Annotated in this window: 21 protein-coding genes and 1 pseudogene; 9 read left to right on the top strand and 13 right to left on the bottom strand. The window is 59.8% G+C overall.

The features are described 5' to 3' along the window. Positions 1–384: 384 nt before the first annotated feature. The 3 genes and pseudogenes from FQP90_RS07375 to FQP90_RS07370 form a co-directional block, all read right to left on the bottom strand. Positions 385–966, bottom strand: a complete 582-nt coding sequence (locus FQP90_RS07375; RefSeq protein ID WP_439898638.1) for a zinc-binding dehydrogenase — start codon at positions 964–966, stop codon at positions 385–387. 18 nt (positions 967–984) lie between these two features. Further along, a pseudogene (locus FQP90_RS23985) lies at positions 985–1,242 on the bottom strand (alcohol dehydrogenase catalytic domain-containing protein); the annotation flags it as partial. 86 nt (positions 1,243–1,328) lie between these two features. Continuing rightward, positions 1,329–2,258 (bottom strand): NmrA family NAD(P)-binding protein, encoded by a 930-nt coding sequence (locus FQP90_RS07370; protein ID WP_167510428.1) that lies wholly within the window; start codon positions 2,256–2,258, stop codon positions 1,329–1,331. A gap of 207 nt (positions 2,259–2,465) precedes the next feature. On the opposite strand from FQP90_RS07370, the gene FQP90_RS07365 reads away from it, so the two are divergent. The 3 genes from FQP90_RS07365 to FQP90_RS07355 all read left to right on the top strand — a co-directional run bounded on the left by FQP90_RS07365 (position 2,466) and on the right by FQP90_RS07355 (position 5,386). Further along, positions 2,466–3,074, top strand: a complete 609-nt coding sequence (locus FQP90_RS07365) for a TetR/AcrR family transcriptional regulator (protein ID WP_144649067.1) — start codon at positions 2,466–2,468, stop codon at positions 3,072–3,074. Between the two features lie 277 nt (positions 3,075–3,351). Continuing rightward, entirely contained in the window at positions 3,352–3,894 is a 543-nt protein-coding gene (locus FQP90_RS07360; protein WP_144649066.1) for a GNAT family N-acetyltransferase, read from the top strand. Between the two features lie 709 nt (positions 3,895–4,603). Beyond that, entirely contained in the window at positions 4,604–5,386 is a 783-nt protein-coding gene (locus tag FQP90_RS07355; protein WP_144649065.1) for a hypothetical protein, read from the top strand. A 115-nt stretch (positions 5,387–5,501) separates the two neighbouring features. Here the strand turns inward: FQP90_RS07355 and FQP90_RS07350 are convergent, their stop codons facing one another. After that, positions 5,502–5,837: a hypothetical protein gene (locus FQP90_RS07350; RefSeq protein ID WP_244296568.1), complete on the bottom strand. Its 336-nt coding sequence runs from the start codon at positions 5,835–5,837 to the stop codon at positions 5,502–5,504. 292 nt (positions 5,838–6,129) lie between these two features. Between FQP90_RS07350 and FQP90_RS07345 the strand changes: the two genes are divergently transcribed. Both FQP90_RS07345 and FQP90_RS07340 read left to right on the top strand, forming a co-directional pair. Continuing rightward, positions 6,130–6,873, top strand: a complete 744-nt coding sequence (locus FQP90_RS07345) for a DUF3885 domain-containing protein (RefSeq protein ID WP_144649063.1) — start codon at positions 6,130–6,132, stop codon at positions 6,871–6,873. A 249-nt stretch (positions 6,874–7,122) separates the two neighbouring features. Beyond that, entirely contained in the window at positions 7,123–7,575 is a 453-nt protein-coding gene (locus FQP90_RS07340) for a DUF3806 domain-containing protein (protein ID WP_144649062.1), read from the top strand. 171 nt (positions 7,576–7,746) lie between these two features. Here FQP90_RS07340 and FQP90_RS07335 read toward each other — a convergent pair whose 3' ends face one another. The 5 genes from FQP90_RS07335 to FQP90_RS07315 form a co-directional block, all read right to left on the bottom strand. Further along, complete coding sequence (locus FQP90_RS07335; protein WP_144649061.1) at positions 7,747–8,448, bottom strand: tetratricopeptide repeat protein; 702 nt, start codon at positions 8,446–8,448, stop codon at positions 7,747–7,749. Positions 8,449–8,643: 195 nt separating this feature from the next. Beyond that, positions 8,644–9,267 (bottom strand): ankyrin repeat domain-containing protein, encoded by a 624-nt coding sequence (locus tag FQP90_RS07330; RefSeq protein WP_167510427.1) that lies wholly within the window; start codon positions 9,265–9,267, stop codon positions 8,644–8,646. 134 nt (positions 9,268–9,401) lie between these two features. Then, the gene (locus FQP90_RS07325; protein ID WP_144649059.1) at positions 9,402–9,887 is read right to left on the bottom strand and encodes a DUF6578 domain-containing protein; all 486 of its coding nucleotides are present in this window, start codon (positions 9,885–9,887) and stop codon (positions 9,402–9,404) included. An 88-nt stretch (positions 9,888–9,975) separates the two neighbouring features. Then, positions 9,976–10,458, bottom strand: a complete 483-nt coding sequence (locus FQP90_RS07320; RefSeq protein WP_144649058.1) for a hypothetical protein — start codon at positions 10,456–10,458, stop codon at positions 9,976–9,978. Then, positions 10,446–11,027, bottom strand: coding sequence for a hypothetical protein (locus FQP90_RS07315; protein ID WP_144649057.1), 582 nt, complete (start codon positions 11,025–11,027; stop codon positions 10,446–10,448). The genes FQP90_RS07320 and FQP90_RS07315 overlap by 13 nt, the downstream gene beginning before the upstream one ends. 294 nt (positions 11,028–11,321) lie before the next feature. Between FQP90_RS07315 and FQP90_RS07310 the strand changes: the two genes are divergently transcribed. After that, positions 11,322–11,837, top strand: coding sequence for a hypothetical protein (locus FQP90_RS07310; RefSeq protein ID WP_144649056.1), 516 nt, complete (start codon positions 11,322–11,324; stop codon positions 11,835–11,837). A 172-nt stretch (positions 11,838–12,009) separates the two neighbouring features. Here the strand turns inward: FQP90_RS07310 and FQP90_RS07305 are convergent, their stop codons facing one another. The 3 genes from FQP90_RS07305 to FQP90_RS07295 all read right to left on the bottom strand — a co-directional run bounded on the left by FQP90_RS07305 (position 12,010) and on the right by FQP90_RS07295 (position 14,412). Continuing rightward, positions 12,010–12,882, bottom strand: coding sequence for a hypothetical protein (locus FQP90_RS07305; RefSeq protein ID WP_144649055.1), 873 nt, complete (start codon positions 12,880–12,882; stop codon positions 12,010–12,012). A 148-nt stretch (positions 12,883–13,030) separates the two neighbouring features. Beyond that, positions 13,031–13,591 carry a uracil-DNA glycosylase family protein gene (locus FQP90_RS07300; RefSeq protein WP_144649054.1) on the bottom strand — a complete coding sequence of 187 codons (561 nt, stop codon included), beginning with the start codon at positions 13,589–13,591 and terminating at the stop codon, positions 13,031–13,033. 143 nt (positions 13,592–13,734) lie between these two features. Further along, positions 13,735–14,412, bottom strand: coding sequence for an 8-oxoguanine DNA glycosylase OGG fold protein (locus tag FQP90_RS07295; RefSeq protein WP_144649053.1), 678 nt, complete (start codon positions 14,410–14,412; stop codon positions 13,735–13,737). Positions 14,413–14,905: 493 nt separating this feature from the next. Here FQP90_RS07295 and FQP90_RS07290 point away from each other — a divergent pair, with 493 nt between their 5' ends. After that, on the top strand, positions 14,906–15,232 hold the full coding sequence (locus FQP90_RS07290; RefSeq protein WP_144649052.1) for a hypothetical protein: 327 nt from the start codon (positions 14,906–14,908) through the stop codon (positions 15,230–15,232). A 12-nt stretch (positions 15,233–15,244) separates the two neighbouring features. Further along, positions 15,245–15,796 carry a dihydrofolate reductase family protein gene (locus tag FQP90_RS07285; RefSeq protein WP_144649051.1) on the top strand — a complete coding sequence of 184 codons (552 nt, stop codon included), beginning with the start codon at positions 15,245–15,247 and terminating at the stop codon, positions 15,794–15,796. 47 nt (positions 15,797–15,843) lie between these two features. Here the strand turns inward: FQP90_RS07285 and FQP90_RS07280 are convergent, their stop codons facing one another. Further along, positions 15,844–16,797, bottom strand: coding sequence for an ArsR/SmtB family transcription factor (locus FQP90_RS07280; RefSeq protein WP_144649050.1), 954 nt, complete (start codon positions 16,795–16,797; stop codon positions 15,844–15,846). Positions 16,798–16,853: 56 nt separating this feature from the next. Between FQP90_RS07280 and FQP90_RS07275 the strand changes: the two genes are divergently transcribed. Further along, positions 16,854–18,113 carry an MFS transporter gene (locus FQP90_RS07275; protein WP_244296564.1) on the top strand — a complete coding sequence of 420 codons (1,260 nt, stop codon included), beginning with the start codon at positions 16,854–16,856 and terminating at the stop codon, positions 18,111–18,113. Positions 18,114–18,456: the final 343 nt, after the last annotated feature.

The following is an 18,456-nucleotide window of genomic DNA, read 5'->3' as shown; positions in this document are numbered from 1 at the left end:
CCCGTAAGACCCGCCCGCAAAAATGCCCGGTGAAGGTGCCCTAAACGCTACACGGTTAGCCGTCCCACTTCCTTAGAAGTGGGACAGCATGAATGGGCCACTCTCCCATCTGTGACTTTCGACGGTAAATGGCGGCTTTCTGACGGCGCTATTTGTCTCAGCCCGCAAGGGGTTCGGCTTACGTGCAGTGGAATCCGGCCGTCTCTTGGATGCTTCCCACCTCGTCCAAGAGGTGTCTAAACCCCTGTTCATTTCAAAACCCGTTCCGGATCTTGATACCGGGCAGTTGCTTGGACGGCAGTTCTGGCACCTATGTGAGCTCCTCGTGCGGGGATGACGTCATGCAGGTCATAGCCGATCGGTTTCGAGTTAAAGCCGTGTTGGTTAGAACACCAACACGGGCCGTCCTCGCACGCCGCCTTCTTCGATGACTCGATGTGCTTCTGCGACTTGCTCGATCGGGTATGTCCCGGCGACGCGGAGCGTAAGGGTGCCGGACTCTGCAAGGTCGCGTAGCCGTGTCAGAGCCGCGGTGTCCTGCATTCGGTCGTAGATGAAGACAGGTAACCAGCGCACGCCCCGGCCGGTGTCGCCGGTGAAGCCCTTAACAGTCGAGATCGCGCCCCCATCGCGAACTGCCGGCGCGACAGCATCGCCTACCGATCCGGCGTCGACAATTCCGGCAACGCCGTCAGGCCGGATCTCGCGGACAGCGGCGGGGAACCCGTCCCCGCGAGGGAGCACGTGATCGGCGCCCAGGCTCTCGACCAGGTCACGGTCCTTATCTGCCGCATCTGCGATGACGGTCAGCCCGGCCGCCTTGGCCAACTGGATGGCGTAACCGCCGATCCCACCTGCTGCGCCGGTTACGGCGATCGTTGCTCCTGGGGTAAGGTCGAGCGCTTCCACTGCCATCAGTGCAGTAATGGCGGCCATGAGCAGTGTAGAGGCTGTCGTCAGGTCCACTCCCTGCGGCGCGAGAACGACTGACTCGGCCGGTGCGAGCACGTACTGCGCCTGGCCGCCAAGGTCTAGTTTGGGCTCGGTGATCGCGATCGCCTCGGCGCCGGGGGTCAATTCTGGCCGGACTCCCGTTCCAACTTCGTCGATCGTGCCGGCTATCTCCCATCCGACGACGTACACGTCCGATGGCGGGTTCATTTCCGGGCTGTATTTAGCCGAGATACCGGATCGAATGTTGACGTCGGCCGGGTGGACGGGGGCCGCAACGACCTTGATTCGTACTTGGCCTGGTCACGCGTGCGGCTCGGGTAGTTCCAGCACACGCATGACGTCGCGGCTTCCAAACTCGGTGAATCCGAGGGCTTTCACAGCTCCTCGCTTTCTGCGGCCGGGAGCCGCCAGTCCTGTCGTGTGGCCGATTTGAGGGTCGTGGTGCTCAGCCCGTAGTGGGCGGCGTGGTGAGGGCGGGCCGGGTAGCCGACAACGTCGTCCCAGTGTCGACCATCGGCGTAGGGCGTCCCGGTGACCTGCTCCCACTCCTCAGGGGCGTGGAAGACGGCGGTGATCTGTCGGTTAGCGGCCGCGGAGATGGTGTCTGCGATCTCTGGAAAGGTGAGCACGTCGCCGGCGAATTCGATTTCGACTTCGTGGAAGGTGTCGGAGTCGGCGACGGCGGCCGCGACGGCGGCGCCGAGGTCCTCCGCATTAATCAGAGCCAACGCGGTCTGCGGCCCTGTTGCCGTCACGAGCTTTCCCTTGGGCAGATCGGGGAACATGTCGAGGCGTTTTCCGGGGAGCACGTTATCCATGTACCAAGCGGGTTTGAAGATGGTCCAGCGGTCGATGCCTGACTGACGTACCGCATCTTCGGCTGCCTCTTTGTTGTCCCAGTACGCCCGAAACAGCTCGTGCTGCCGGTAATCCGGGTAGCGGCTACGCCACCCGGTGCCAGACACGGACGTGTGGATAAGTTGGGCGACGTCGGCTCGTTTGGCTGCCGTTGCGATGTTGCGGGCCTGGCGCTGCTCAGAGTCCAAATCGGCCGGGTCGGCGCCGAACAACTGCACGGAAAACACCGCATCATGCCCTGCGCTGGCTGCCTCCAAGGACGCCAGGTCCTCGAGGTTTCCGATCGCCAATTCGACGCCCTGCTGCGCAAGCGCCCGGGCGGGCGCTGAGTCAGGATTGCGCACGAACCCCGTCACGGAGTGGCCACCGCGCAGGAGCGCCTGAACAACGGCACCACCCTGCATCCCCGTGGCCCCGGTTACCAGGACCTTCTTGTTTTCAGTCATTGCACTTCTTCTCTCATAGTTTGAACGGGCACTCAATCTGATTGATCGGTGCCGGTGCTGTTCTACGGTCTGCCCAGTGCACACCTCCGAAGTGCGCGAACATTTGATACTATATCGTATCGAAACGATATCGTATCGAAACGGTAGAGTATCGTCAAGGCACAATCCCGGACGCCTGCCCGACATCCCTGTAATCTGGAGAACACCATGACTGTCGATCCCATCGCCCCGCTGCGCCAGCGCCCTGCCGGCAACGTTGGCCGCACCCGCGACCTCGGGCGCGATACGAAAATTCTCGACGCCGCCCTCGATCTCGTTAGCGAGCAGGGGCGCGGAGCAGTCAGTATGGAAGCGATCGCGGCTCGCGCCGGCGTTAGCAAATCCACCGTCTACCGTCGCTGGGGGAACCTCGCGGATCTACTGGCTGACGCGGTCGATACGATCACCTTCGCCAGCGCCCCCGCGGCCACGGGAAATGTCCGTGATGACCTCGTAGAGGGCATCATTGCGGCCTCGGGATGCATGGACCCTCGCCGCCAGCGCATCATCAGCGCCCTCCTGAGTACCGGCATCGACCAAGCCGAACTAGTCGAAGCGTTACGCATTCGGTTCATTGACGCCACCGCAGCAGCGATGAAAGTAGCCGTCCAGGAACAGACCGACACTGAATGGCCGAAAGCGTCCATCGAGCTAGCCGTCGTCATCGGGCTCCTGACCGGCCTGCCCCACATCACCGGCCACCCCATCGACCGCGCCGACTTCGAGCGAATCGTCGACGACGCCTTGCTCCCCTTGCTGGCACACCGCTCCTGTTGAAGCCTTGTGACCCGAGCGATGCTCGGTACCAAGCGCCGGTTCAAGGACGTTCTGCGTAGTCGGCCCACTTGTCCGCTGAGGTCTCGATGCAGTCCACGGACCTCCGGTCGCGAAATGGCGGCGAATTCGACCCATACGTAGCGCGCTAAATGTTTCGAGACACGGTCGTCGCGTCGATGAGGTTCGAAGGAAACTGCCGTCCCACTTCCTTGGACGTGGGACGGTGGCAGTTTCGGTATCTCCCCCGCTGCCCGGGGGCTCCGCGTAGAGTCTGAGGATGAATCCTCTGGAGCAGCCTGTACTCGTTGCGCCCCCTTACAGGCTCCGCCCATTTACGGCAGCCGATGTTCCTGTGGTCCAGGAAGCCTCGAGCGATCCACCAATTCCTGCCATCACGACGGTCCCCGCCAGCGGTTCACGCCAGGCAGCTCTGGCCTTCATCGAAAGACAGCACCAACGCTTAGTTGATGGCACCGGGTACTCCTTCGCTATTGCTGATTCCTCCTCTGATCAGGCGGTTGGCCAAATCGGGCTGTGGCTGAAGAACCTCAGCCAAGGCCGGGCGAGCATTGGCTATTGGGTGGCGCCAAGTCATCGGGGGAAGGGAGCTGCTTCCTCTGCTTTAGGTGCCCTCGCCGCCTGGGGTCTTGCGCAACCCGGGATTCATCGATTGGAACTCTACGTCGAGCCTTGGAATGAGGGCTCCTGGCGCGCAGCCGAGCGCAGCGGGTTCGTACGGGAAGGGACGATGAGGAGCTGGCTAGAGATTGGCGGCCAGCGCAAGGACATGTACATGTACTCGCGCCTTCCTGCTCGCTAGGAATCACGCTACGCAGACCTCGCTGCCCTGCCGTGGTTTCGGTGTTCCACTTCCTTGGAAGTGGGACCTCATTGACAGGCACACTCCCAACCCCGGATTTGATTGTCAACCAAGACTTCTCTGCTACCGTTCGATGCCGCGCGGGTGCCCGTAAGGGGATCCTTTACCGGGCATGGGTCGTGATCCTTCCTGCTCGGCATTTCGGAACCTACTGTTGATCGGATGGCATTGAGTAACGGACACTGCATTTTGGCGGACCTATCCCTGAATCCCACTGCTGAAGGGGGTTTAAGAGAGCCGCTACCTTCTGGGACACGCTCGCTGATATTTGAGTTCAAAGATCAAGACGGCAAAGCACAACTAGGAGCAAGAATCGAAACGCCTACCGTCGGCTCCCTCCGCCCAGGGGAAGAAGTCCTGGGAGCAAGAGTCGACTTCTGGGCAGATGAAGCACGCATATACGCCACGGAGGGGCAATCCTTTGAGCTTTGGTATGGAAGGCACATCGGGCACGGTGTCGTCCAGCAGATCCTTTAGAGATGTGTTTTTCGGCCGTAAATAGCGGTCTTTCGCAGCGCTATTTGGTGCACGACTCAGCCACGTAAGGGGATCCTTTAGTGGGACGACATAAGAGCCCAATTTTCTAGCTGTCATCATGGTCTGTGTGACCAAACCCGGGACTTACGACTGTTCTCCATCCAATCTCCGCGTGCTCATGAAGGCATATTGGTCCCCGACTGGCTGGCACCAGACCCCGGCTCTACCTGACGAAGCAACGTTCGAGAAGATGAAGTCTGCCGGCATCATGTTCGCGAACGACCGTCTCAGAAGTCACGATCATTGGGTAGCGCGGGCACGAGCTGCAGCGCAACGCCTTACTCTCAGCGAGGTTCGCGATGGTTTTCTGGCTAGCCTAACGAGCCGCCGACTGGATCTTCGATCTGCGTTGAGTTCCTATATCATCGCGAGATCGTTGCCCGACCATCACTATGAGGTGACTGCTGCACAGTCTCGCTGCCTGGTGTGCGACGCCGCCGCCCAATCCAGTGCGGACCTGAACATCCTCAACTTTGAACGATTCAAATGGGGAGGAGTAAGGAAACTAGATATTGGCTACATCGCCTTCGACCTAGAACAATTCGAACGAGCGCCAAAGCTCAAGCCGTCCGAGGCCGACCAGACACTTGGCCGCGAGATCTTCGCTTTCATTCAGAGCTGCCCGCCTTCGACGACCCCAACCCAGCTGGCCCAAGCACTCAAGATGCTCCCTGGAAACAAGGATGAGCGCATCTCGTTTATAGACACCCTCGGAATCGTCGAAATCCTCAAAGCCCCAGAACATCCTGGATTCCTAACCCGCTTCGTCCCTTCCGGAGAGAGGAATCTACCTAACCGTCACTATGTAGAAGACGGATACCCGGTCTGCTGGTGGACTGCCGCGAACGGTGTTAGCACCATGGCGCTCCTCGAGGTGCTAGCCCTTAAGAGCTGACCGTTGGGATGGCCACTCTGAGCTTTAGGCCATGGAACGCCCGTTTGAGGATCCATTACCGGGCGCAGCATCCGACCCGATGGGCCCTTGAATTCGGCTGGCATCATTTGGCTGTTTAGCCGTCAGAAACGAGGACGTTCTCGTGAATCTTCGTCCAGCCGCTGGATTCCAGTTCCTTGGTGTTGTAACCGTCAGCGACCAGGATTGAAGACTCCTGGTCGGGGCCGCTGGCCCTGACCAGCTCACCTTTTGTCGCGTCAGTGCATCCGGCGTACCAACCAGATCCATCAGTAGGGACCGTGATGATGCAAGCATGCGGCCCTTCATTGCCCTGCCCTACGAAGTACTTCTTCCCGTTGGCCTCTGCAACAAGGAGTACCTTGTCCAGCTTCACGTCGTGGAGTTTGACCTCTCCAGGAAGCTCATCCGTCGAGGTTGGTGTTCGTTCCAAAACCTTCAGGCTGCCAGAGTCTGAACAGCTGCTCAAAAGGAGCCCGGCTGTGAGTGTGGCTGTAACTAATGTAAATGTGCGGTTTTTGATGGCGCTGCCCCCTCAGGCTTTTGTTGAAATACCATCGTATCCACACTCTGGTGAACGTTGCTGGCGGCCGTTTTGATGACAGTTTCGAACGGTGTCCGGTGAGGGATCCCTTACCGGACACCGTCGAGGTGACTCAGCGCTCCCCGTCCAGCGGGAAGCTAGCGTTTCGTATTCAGCGGCACGAATGTGTGATGATCCGGTAATGACCGACGAGAACAAGAAGAGGGAAACGATGCTGTTGAGAGTGAAGACGCTCTTCCTTCATCGAGTCTTGCGCGGATACAGCATCAAGTGGATCTTTGTCAGCCACTGGCGCCGCTTATGGCGCCAAGGCGGGAACTTCAAAAACGGCGAGAACAGCCCGCGGGCGAAGGAACTCACAGACCAGTGGGAGTCCGCATGGCCAGGTTGCGAACCCAGTGGAAGCAGCCTCAGGGACCACGAGCCCGGTCTGTGGCTCAGGTTCCACAGCCTGCCACGGGCCAAGCGTTACGCCGAAAATAGCGAAGAGCGGGACGAGGTGCTGCACCGCCACCAAACTCTTCTCAATGACTTGCTGGCCATCTCGGGTTCAACCCGAATCCGAGTCATCGGCCAGGACTACGACACAAACGACATCCACAGCGGCTGGACAAAGAAGCACATGCCCGGCTCATGGCCCTGGAGGGTTCATTTGGACACCCACCTCCACGGCGACGTTCCCGGGCAGAAAGCCCCCGAAACTTACTTCTGGGTCTCGTCATACGACACGGTCGGACAACTCACTGGCCTTCTCGAACAAGCTGCCGAGGACGTCGCGAAATTCATCGTCACCGACCCCGCTATGACCTGGGTCTATGCGCCCTATGACGGCGGAGTAGACATCATCGCCCCCACGCTCGAAGCACGAGAAGCCTTGGAAACAGCCCACCCTGAATGGCTACCAAGTGAAACAGGAAGTGTGTAGCCCCCCTCTCCCGACAGCCACAAAGAAACCCTCCGGCAGAAGACCCAACGGACTCCCAAGTGAATCTAGCTCAAGCCGAATATGTTCGTCCGTTGAGGGATCCTGATCCGGGACACTCAATCGTCGGGACCTAACAGTGTTGGGCGGCCCTCTGCGGGTTTGGCGAACTTGCTTGGTGCGTCTGGGGCAGTGGCCGTGGCCGTGAGGCAGGTTTAGCCGGTAGGGGCGGGATGATGGTTTGCTTTGGGTATGGGTTTGTTTAACTGGAAGAAGACTGTGGTCAACGCCGATGAACATGAGCAGCCGGTTTTTTCGGAGCTGACTTCGGAGTATGAGGAGTTTCTAGCCGCCTACGTGAACATTGCTGAAGGTTCTGGTGTGGATCTTGAGGATCCGGAAAGCGTTGCCAATTTCTACGAGACTGCGCTGGCCACGTGGCAGGCGTCGGACGGGCAGATGGACGCTGAGTTGTACGGAAACGCCGCTGGTGTTGCTCTAGGAGAGCTCCTCGTCCGTGTATCTCCTCTTCGATGGGTTGTCGCCGAGGATTCAAAGGGGCGGGAACTGGCCGTTCATTCTGATCGAAACAATTTCCTTGTGTACCCTCTCGACGCAGTCGAGAAGCGGTGGGCCAGAGGTGAAGATGGAGTGTTCATCAAGACTTTCGCGAGTATGGTTATTGACCATTTCAAGGTTCACTAACCGCTGGGAGCAGCACTGGCTCAGGGTTGGACCAACAGGCGCTCCCGGTTCGTAAGTCGGTGGCTCTCCGGACGCTTCAAAGCGCCCGGTAAAGGATCCTTTACCGGGCGGCCCTCGTCGCCTTCTGCGGCTGCAAGGAGCTTGGATTCGGATCACGCAAGGGGCGCCGGGTCAGCTTCGTCGCTTGGGTATCCAGTCAGCGTGCGTCAGCGATTTGCCGACGCTCACTGACTCTGCCTCCGAGATGATGTTGCGTAGACCCTCTAACCAATCAGCAGGGGCATTGACCACCCCTACGGTCGGGTGGCGAGGGAACTGGGGATTTGAGAGCCCCGCTATGGCCAGCGCCTGCTCCGCGTGATCAACGGCTTCAGCAGCGCGTCCTTGGAGGAGCTTCAGGGTTGCCATGAGGAACTCCCAGCGAAAGCGATCAACGTTCATGAGGATGTCCTGGCAAGGCTGGCTAGCTAACACCTCTCCAGCCTCCTCGATGTCCTCCGGGCGCTGCCTGCTGAGCAACCCCGTTGCCAGATCTAATTCTGTTAGGCGGGTGCCGAACTGCGGAGTCCGGGATGCTATTGCCGTACGAAAGTGTTCGATGGCATCGTCCTTTCGGCCGGCCCGGGCATAGAACGCCCCGAGCGTTTCGTAGTACCCGGCCAGAAAGAACTTGTCGGGATTCCCCTCAATCGCTTCCCGAATCAATCCCTCGCCCACTGGAAAGAGAGATGCGTCAGCGGAACGAAGGAGCGCTTCACCCTTCGTGACCATGTATCCCCACTTGCGGTAGCGCGCCCTCTTGATCTTTGCAGAGAAGATTTCCTGATCCTCATCGGACCATGTTGAACTCGTGTACCAATCATCCGATCCCATGGCTCAAAGTTTGTCACACAGCCACGACGGAGATGCCCCATCTGTATAGGCTTTGGCCTTGTAGGAGCACCCCTAGCGAGTGGTCCAGCGGACGCTATAAGTGTCCGGTTGGGGATCCTTCACCGGGCATGGAACTTCTCGGGGGGCAGGGCCAGCTGGGTTCGGATACTGCCAGGATGCCCTGTCGGCGCACTTTCATTTCCAGGCATCGATGAAGTCCGCGATCAAAGTGTTGCCCATACGACGCGCGTAGTCAGCTGCGGTCATGCCTACGAATTTTTCGTCACTTCCGTCGTCCGTTATTCGAGGATCTGCTCCGGCCTGCAGAAGGACTCTTACGGTTTCCATCCCGTCCGAGGACTCCGCCGCCGTCATCAGAGCCGTTGCCCCGCGGGACTTGTCGTCGATGCGCGCTCCTGCATCAATGAGCAGCTGTGCGACTTCGGCATTTCCGTAGTCGGCTGCACGTAACAAGGGCGTTTGAAGCAGTCGGTATTCCCTGACGTTAGGGTCGGCTCCCGCGGCAAGGAGGCGACTGATTGTCTCGGTGTTCCCTGGGCCAGCGGCGTTGAGCAATGGGGTGAAACCGGAATCGTCCATGACGTCGACTGGACATCCCGCTTCGAGCAGTACCCGAATGATCTCAGTATGGTTTCGCGATGCAGCGGCGTGCAGCGCGGACCATCCATCGGATTCGGCCGCAGCAGGGGAAACGCCCTGGGCAAGCAGTGAACTGACCTCGCCAAGGTCTCCAGTTCGGGAAGCGCGTACTAATGGCGGGAGACCTTCCAGAAATTCCACTTCATCAAGCTCGTCCACGCTGCACCTCCGCAGTTTCTACAAGATCTAACCATGGCATTATGGGCCCAGTCACAGAGCCTACAATGCCGCGATGCGCCCCTAAACCGATCCTCAAGCGGGACGCTGGTGCACTATTGGGAATTGGTGCGTTGTCACTGTCTCGTCGATTCGCTGGCGCTATTCCCTTCGTCGCAGTATGCAAGTGATAGGACATAGCCGTAGAGATAGTCGGTTTCGCCTCTGTCGAAGGGACCTGTGTACGAGAATGTGTACATGATCTGGCCAGTGCCGGTGTTGGCGACGCTTTCCTCATGAGCGGTATCACGCATCCATGAACCGGATGTGTCGGCTACCGGCTCCAGGGTTGCCTCGCCAGTCACAGGTACGAGGCCTTCGCGTGTCCGGGTCTGACAACAGCGCACGCTGCACAGCTCAGCTACTTCTCCCGACACCCGACGCGAAGGTTGATCCACCGCATCGCCGTACGAATCGAACTGCCAATCGATGACCAGACGATCACCGAACAATCGCCAAACCCAATCCCGGTCAGCCCGATACACTGTCCAATCCACGGGGTCACCCACTCTAACGAGCAGGTGATCTTCCGCAATTTGCCAGTCCGTAAGCCATACACGCATGCGACCATCGTCGCAGACCCTGTATTCGGCATTAGGTGGACATGACACTGGCCACCCCTGAAGTTCGCTAAGGGATCCTCTAAGGGCGCTAATCGCCACTGTCGGCCAACCGTTTCTGCTGGCTGGAGGCATAGATGTGGGTGAAGTAGACGCCATACTGGCTATCGTCCGAGAACTCGGGTAGGTCCAGGTCGCCGCTTGTCTCGAACTCTGACCACAGCTTCTCCCCAACAGACTCCCACGGCGTCGGACCGCACCCACAACACCAAGGGAATGACTTCGACATCCAACCCAGAACAAACCGAACCGTAGTGTCAATCTCCTCCGCCGAAGTGAGGAAGGCAGCCAGCTCGGGGAACAAAGACGCGTCGTAGTCGTAATCAGGTAGGCCGGTCAGAAAGTCCGGTTCACTGCAAGACCACCACTCGATAAACGCAAGCCTGAGTGCGGTTCCTTTGTCCGGAGGAAGGGAACGCCAGCGTTCAAGCAACGCTTCACGCGATGCGGAAAGAGCCCCTGGGCGCTCTAGCGCAATTGCTTCCCGCATTAACAAGGGCTTCATGTCGTCCACATCGCGATTCTACGGTGCAAGCGGCGGCCTATTTTTGTGCCCGCTAGCCGATCGGCTAGCGGGGCAGACGGACTGTTCTGCCGATGAGCTGCGGCGGCGCAATTTCGGCGCAGCTTCCGAAGGCGGCTTTGTGGGTTACTCATATGGTGTCTCGTCAATCCGGGAGAGGAAAACTGAGTACACATTGTCTGTTCCATCCGGTAGAACTCGACGTTCCTTTCGAATTTCGAGACGGAGTCCACCTCCACGTCTTGCCCGACGTAGGCCTCAAGCTCACTGAGAATGTCCTCCATGTCAGTTTTGTCTTCGTCAGTGACCCTCGACAGTTGGAACCGCAGCTTGATCTTGACGCCGTGGATCTCCACACCGACCGCGAGTGCGTGTTTAGGGATCTGACCGCGCATGGCCGCCACAGTCTGAGCGATGATGTAGATCTCCCATAGCGGCGCTTGGGCGAGGTCGTTTGGTGCTGGCATACGCATGGTGTCGATCCTTTTGGTCGCCTGATCAGAGTCACGGTTGTTGATCCTTGGCTGAAAATACATCAGTCGCCACAGGAAAAGGCGCATTTGGGCGTGCTCGTAAGCCGGTCCCCCACCGGCCGCATCTGACGTGCATCTACGTCGCCGCCGTTCCAGCGCTACGGGATTCCCGTAAGACCCGCCCGCAAAAATGCCCGGTGAAGGTGCCCTAAACGCTACACGGTTAGCCGTCCCACTTCCTTGGAACCGGGAAACTTCCGTTGGAACCCCCTCTACTCGATGCGTGGCGTGACGCGCAATCTGCGGCCCTTCCTACGCCAGTCTTGATTGGCCTGTGCGAAGGTGGATCTAAATTTTTCTCCAGCTGGGTTAGGGAGCTCCATGACGAATTTATATCTTTTCCACGGCGGCGCCCCTGGCCTCAAAGTCGGAGACAGAGTCCTGCCTCCAACCGAGACCAGGGTGAAGTCCCAGGCATTGGCCGCCAGTTTGGAGCTAGGTTTCGGAAAGATAGCTCAACAACTCGACAAGGTCTACATGACCACGGACGTAAAGCTAGCCAGAGCTTACGCCGGGATGTGGACAGACCCTGCCTCCGCCTCGTCGCCAGCTGGAGGTGGCGTTGTCTACAGAGTTGAAGTCGAAGATGGAACTCTGGAGGCAGATAAGGACCTTCTGTCTAGCCCGGGGGTTTCCTACCAGGCGAGTTCAGCGGTGGTGGTGGATATTCAATATTCCTACGTAGCCTTCGACAAGGAAGAAATCACGACAACTTTGAATCGGGTTTTGTCGGCTCATGAAGTGAACGTTGCGGATAAGGCTAAGCAGGCGACAGAAAGCCCTGCCGTTTCCTCCCCGGCGGGAAGTTCTTTCTTTCGACCGATACCGTCCAGCTGAAGTATCAGAAGGGGGAGCGCTCGGACCAAGATCTTCCATTCGAGTCCTCTAAGCACACTAGTTCGGCGGCGGTAGGAGATTTCCTCAGCCCTCAAGTGTGCCAGGCGGTACGGAGCCATCCTTTTTGGCCGGCCTCTATTACGGCCGGCGTGCAGCTGCAGGCCGCACGCAATCAGTAGCGCGATACGTACACAGGGTTCGCTGCAGCCTCGCTGATCTCGACGGCCAAATCCGTGCTTAGCCGATGGCCGTCGGCTTTCTTGGTCAGGAATTTCATGGCCGCAGCCTTTCGCTCCGCTTTGGAGTAGACCACCTGCCATGCGGGGTAGTTCCTAAGTTCGTCGGTTATCTCCTCCTTGCGAGCTCGGAAGTCCTGCTCAAACTCGTAAACCTTGGCATTTATGATCCTGTTAGCTTCGGGCATGACGCGGTGGGACAAAGTCATGTCGTCGATCTCGTCCATTCCAGCTTCGGCGATGACAGTTGCCATCAGGTGCCGACGCTTGCCCACTTGTTCGCCGCGGTATTTGTGGGATTCAGCCAGAACTGTCGCCGCCGTTTGGATATTCGTGTAGTACTCGGTCAGGCGTTCCCGCTGGGCTTCATTGGATTCTTCCTCTGATTCCTCAACCGCTTCGTGTAACTCATTGAGGAAGGGAACCAGCCAATCAGCACCAGCGTGCCATTCATAAAGCAGCCCCTGGGCGGCCCAGACTACCGTCACACTTTGGTGCTGTCCGTTGTACTGCCGAGCAGCTTCAATCAGCTTCTTGGCCCGAGCGGACAAATTTTCCTGGTCATCGACAAGCTCGTCTAGGTAGTTCTGCACTTCGAAGGTGGAAGCACTAGAACTGACGAATACCGCCCCGACCTTGGCTGCCACCCGGACGGCTTCATCGACATTGAGGTCGCTGCCACTGAGGGCTATATGGCTCTCACCCTCAACCTTTGCGCCAGGCACGAACAAAATGCCGGCGTCGTGGGCGCGGGCCGGAATGCTCTCAGCGATATCTGCCAGATGGGTGGAGGTGTACGTAAAGGTCATGATTCAGATACTAGGACGTGTATCTGACACGCAAGGCAGCTTCGGTCTAGGCCCGGTCCTCAGTCGCTTCCGGGCGCCCTAGGCGCCTTAGGAAAATGCCCGCCGTAACCTGTGGACGGTCGCATATGGTTAGCGAAGGAGCGGTCGACTACTTCGTACCCTCCCTGAACACGTTGCCCAATTCGGTCAAGACCCTTCTTGCTTCATCGGCCTTTGCGTACGGCCCAGGCATCCGAAACACGCGTGCACCCCAACTCGTCGTTTTCTCCTGCAAGCCCGGCTTCGATTTTCTCAAGCCGAGTAGTGCATGGACCGGATGTCGGAACACCCCAATGACCAAGTGAACGTCTCGAGCCGCCAACGAGGCCTCAAGCAAAGGCAGCCCCTCACGAATCCGCCCGGCTTTGACCTGCTTCTCCCCCAGGGTCGGAACCTTCACAATGTCCGTGAAAGCTATTCCACGCTGCAATGCAGCGTCATCCAGAAATGGCGCGTCAGCCGGATCGAACAGGCCGACTTCAGCCAACCGCACCAACTGACGTTGCCCTGCCGGACCCTGATAATAGTGGCCCGCCTCAACGCTCTTAGGCGCGGGGTTTAGCCCGACAACGGCAGCAACAACGTGGCCAGCAGGCCACAAATTGGCAAGCGTCAGGCCCCCATGTCCGTCCAGCAATCTCTCCTGATGCCCAACCAAGCGATCTACCATTTGGCCCTATGGTCCTCAGTCGAGCTCACTTGCTGGAACGGTGTTGGCCTAAACTCGAAGGCCGGCGATGACGACGTCCGGCTCGATAGGTGACGGCCGTAGCCAGAATGGGCACCAGTAGAAACGTGAAAGCCCATTGTCGCTCAGTCCCTTCTGAAGATCAGTTGTTCTACCTGCTCGGCTTCAATGCCGAGCTCGGCTGCCCATTGGGCCATACACGCCGTGTACCGGCGATAACTACCGGCACTGTTCCAGTTGAGCCACAGAGGCCCGATCTCCTTGCAGTGTTCACTGAACCATTTCGCGACGATGCTGTCCAGAATCGGGGTGGTGGCGACGCGGCTGGAGGCCTTAGTAGCGAAGCTGATGTACTTTGTCGCGAAGGCGGGTCCCCACTGGTCGAAGAACTTCCTGTTGGCCTGCCGTCTCTTCACGATGTGCTCGAAAGCTGCATTCCCGCCACTAGTCATGGCTTTCTCGGCGAGCTCGTGTAGGTCGGCGGCGAAGTTCTGACCGTTTTCCAGGTCGGTATTCAAGCGGATGACGCGTTCTGCCCGGTAAGGGCCAAAGTTGGCCTGGGCATAACCCCAGAGGTAGCTGGCGACGTAGGCGTCGAGAGCCGAATCAGGGTCAGCGACTTGCTTGAATGCCTCCAGAACGCCAGCGCGGTCAATGGGATTTGGGAGTGATTCCAAGATTCTCTTGCCGCCGAGGTATCTTTGCCAGTTCCGCTTCTCCCACTCGAAGGCCTCCTGTGTTGGACGCCCCTTCGCGTCCCAGTTCTGGAATTTTCTTCGCAGGTCATCGGGCACGGCCGGCATGGTCAGTCTCCCCCAGGTAGATGGTGCATTTACTTTCGCATAAGGAACCCCGGTCGATCGATGTGGTGGTCGTCCCCGGTCGCTATCCCACTTCTTTGGAACTGGGACACTCCTGGTGGGACACCGCCCATTTGCGGATTTGGGGTCGTTTGCAGCATTCCTACCGTCGCACCATGCCGTCCAGGCGGCTTTGGGCATTCATTAAGGCGCCGTCGGGGCTGCTGAAATCCCCGTCCAGCATCCGCGTGACATTGCCCCCGTAACTTGTCCCAAATCATCCCCTTCCAACACCTGTCGCAAAGACAACTTCCGGAACAGCTGGATCGTGGCCCACGAACCCACATCCAGGCTGCGTACACAGTGGCCCGGCTGGTAGTCGGTTCCACCCGCCCAACCTGCGAAACAGGCACCCGCAGCATTCCCGCCGTCGCAATGTTGCGCACGTCACACTCGACGTCTACGCTGGGGGGCGCTGCAGCGTGGCAGCAACCTGATGAAAGGCAACTCATTGTCCAGCGACAAACTCTCCGTAGTTGTTCGTGTCGACGTGGACGGCGAACAGATCCAGATCGCCGCGACCGGTCGCGTCACCACCCTGAGCCTTCAGGGCCTGTACCCGGTAGTGCAACGCACCAGGAGCTTGGGCGGCGGCCTGGGCGTCGAGATGGACCTGACGGAAGCGATGGTTGATGCGGACGCGTTGCAGCAGCTCCAGGTATTCGCCGAGCTCCACGAGTTGCCCGTCCGCCTTCCTGCCGCACCCGGCAATGTGACCGCCCTGCCGTCACGCGAACTTCAGACAACCAGCCGCGCCGCCTAGCAGGAGGACCCCTTGCGCAAAGTCACCGCCGGCCTGTTCCACTCAGTAGACGGCGTGGTTCAGGACCCGTTCAAGTTCCAGTTCGACAGCTTCGACGACGGGCTTGGCACGGGACTGACCAAGATGATTAACACGGTTGACACCGTGATCCTGGGTCGCGTCAGTTACCAGGAGTGGGCCGGCTACTGGCCGAACGCTTCCCGGGACGAGGACTTCGCGGCTTTCATCAATCCGGTGGAGAAGTTCGTCGCATCCCGCACTCTGTCCGAGCCCTTGGAATGGGAGAACTCGCAACTGATCGAGGGCGACGTGGAGCAGTTCGTCACCGACCTAAAGAGCCGCGACGGCGGCGAGATCGCCGTCTGCGGCAGCATCTCCCTGGTTCGCCAACTGCTGTTCGCGGGCGTGCTCGACGAGCTCACCCTCATGACCCACCCGGTAGTGGCGGGAAGCGGGCGGCGACTCTTCGAGGACGGCGACCCGCTGCACCGGCTTGCGCTGGAGGACCAGTACGCGACCAGCAAGGGCAACGTGGTGAGCACGTACAGTCTGCGCAAGGACTAACCGCTCGACGGCGGGACTCGCCTCATACCGCCGGCTCACCAAGACGGTCACCCCAACAGCAACGCCGCGCCCAACTCGCTTCTGAAGTAGAGCACGCTGCGGCCGTAGCGTGTGGATGTCACCAGTCCAGCGTCCCTGAGCACCCTGAGGTGTTGATTGATTGCGGACGTGGTGACACCAAAGCGCACTCCAAGCTCGGTGGAGGAGGCAGGAGCAGCAAGCGCAGTCAGCAAGCTGGTCCGGACCTCGCCGAGCAGCGCTACAACAGCGGCGGGGTTCCGAACCTGCTCGGCCTCCCACATGGCCCCTTGCCCTCGGGCCGGGTACATCAGCATCGGCGGGTCGCCATGGTTCACCGGGGCGGAGGCCCTGCGGGTGAACATGGTGGGCACAAGCGTCAGTCCCAAGCCGTCGGTCTTCTCGGTCCGCGACGCCGGATTCTTCAGCCTTACGGAAATGATGCGGCCATCGAATTCCACGGCACCGGACAAATCGTTGAGCATCGTGAACAGCCCGCCCTGCGCGATCTGACGGCCGCGGTAGACGATGTCCGCCTCCAGGATGGTGCGCATACGCAGCCAATGCGGCGCGAAGCAGGTGTCCCAAAATTCCTGGAGGATACGGACCATTCGCCGAACGGCTGGTCGCGCCGGTCCGGCGAAGACCGCGGGAACTGCACCATGCACCCTGATCAGGTCGCCATGAAACTGCTCGGCTGAGATTCGCTCCAGTGCCGCGAATTCGTCATCGATCCGGGTGAGAGGGGACGCTGGCCGGGGGTTCAGGAAGTCGGGCGTCCACAGCCGGTCATCCACCAAGGCCAGCAAACCGTCCAGGTCCAGGCGCGAACGGGCCCCCTCCGACCGACGCAGCCAAGGCAACTGAAGCGGATACTGGCTGGGATCGCGAACAGCCCTTAGTGAAAGCCCGAGTTCGCACAGAGGCGAGATGCCGAAGCGGACGCCGCCTAGATCGGTGTCAGACAACACGTACTTCAACATGAAGCACAACGCTACATCAATACCGCCTGCCCTCAGCGACTGGCAGAACTGTGTACGTGACTAAATCCCCCGCCGAAACCGTCCCCGCTCCGCAGCGCACCCTCCGCGCAGCGCTCTCCGATCCCACCCTCAAGATCCTCGCTTCCGCCATTCTCGTGTCTACAGTGGGGCGCGGCATCTTCCTCACCCTTACTGTCCTGTACTTCAACCGCTTCGTCGGGTTGAGCGCCATGGAGATCGCCGTCATCCTCTCGGTTTCCAGCGGGGTCGGCGTCGCGACGTCGTATGTCGGCGGTCGACTGGCTGACCGCTTCTCCGCTCGTCGGCTCCTGGTGGGGATGGTCGCCGTCCAGGGTCTCGCGATCGCAAGCTATACGTTCGCGGGGAACTTCAGCACCGCCGTCGTGATTGCCTGCATCACTGTAGGCGTGGACCGGGGCGCCAATGCCACGCGCTCAGCGATCATCGCCCGGGCATTCGAGGGCCCCAACCGGGTGAATGCGCGGGCGGTCCTCCGCACAGTCACCAACGTGGGCATCGCGCTGGGCGGCATGATCGCTGGACTCGCATTGCTGGCAGGAACTGCAGCCGCGTTCCGCGGAATGATGATCAGCGCCGGCGTGGTCTACATCCTGAGTGCGCTGCACCTCCGCCGCCTGCCCGGCCGCGTTGACGCACCGCGCCACGATCCGTCCAACCCTGCTCCGAAGCGGGGAATCTCCCCCTTCCGGGACCGCCGGTACATACTGCTGACCGTGCTCTCAGGTATTTTTGGCATGCAGTTCGGGCTCGCCGAAATGGGCGTTCCGCTGTGGATATCACAGGACACCAGCGCACCGGATGTTCTGATTTCCGTTGTCCTTGTGATCAACACTGCGTGTGTCGTCCTGCTGCAAGTGCCGCTCTCCCGCGGAACCGAACAGCCCCGCCGTGCAGGAAAGATCGTGCTGGTCGGTGGCCTGCTGATGGCCATCGCCTGCGCACTCTACGCTATGGCGGGCGGCGTGCCGGCCGTCGCGGCCATCATTCTCCTGTGCAGCGCCGCACTCCTGCACTCGTTGGCGGAAATCCTTTCGCAAGCCGGAGCGTGGGGGCTGAGCTTCGAACTCGCCAACCCACTCCAAGCCGGCGCTTACCAAGGGATGTTCGGCATGGGATCCGCCCTGGGGGCGATGCTCGCACCGCTCGTGGTGACCGCTACCGTCGTCGAACATGGCACGCTGGGTTGGGCGATCCTGGGAGCGGTCTTTGTTGCCTCGGCGGCGGGCGTCGCGCTGATAGCGCGGAAAGCCACGACGACGGCGGTACCGGCCTAACGGGGTTGACGCAGGGCCCGACGACGCCGGCCAAGAGCGGGCTGCGCGCTTGGTTCCGGAGGGGGTTCCTCGTCCGAGCATTCCGGGCACGGCCCATCAGGGAACTCGCCCACTTGCTTCCAAATCCACCCCTCCAGGCAATGATCGTTCCGGCACGACAGTTGTGTCATTGGCTGTCCCCCTAGGCCACGTTTCTCTCCTTGGTTCTATGTGCGAGTCAGCCCTGATTCGTTACGCGGGGCTCCACCCTTGGCACGATCCCGCCGCGAGCAACATCACCACGCGGACGGAGGAATTGAACCTCCCATCCTGAAACCATGGAGGGAACGAGTGAAGGGGAATC

It is taken from the genome of Paenarthrobacter nitroguajacolicus (assembly GCF_007786235.1).
In the GTDB taxonomy this organism is placed as follows: Bacteria; Actinomycetota; Actinomycetes; order Actinomycetales; family Micrococcaceae; genus Arthrobacter; species Arthrobacter nitroguajacolicus_A.
Note: the sequence above shows the minus strand (reverse complement) of the source record. Positions and strands in the feature narration are given on the sequence as shown.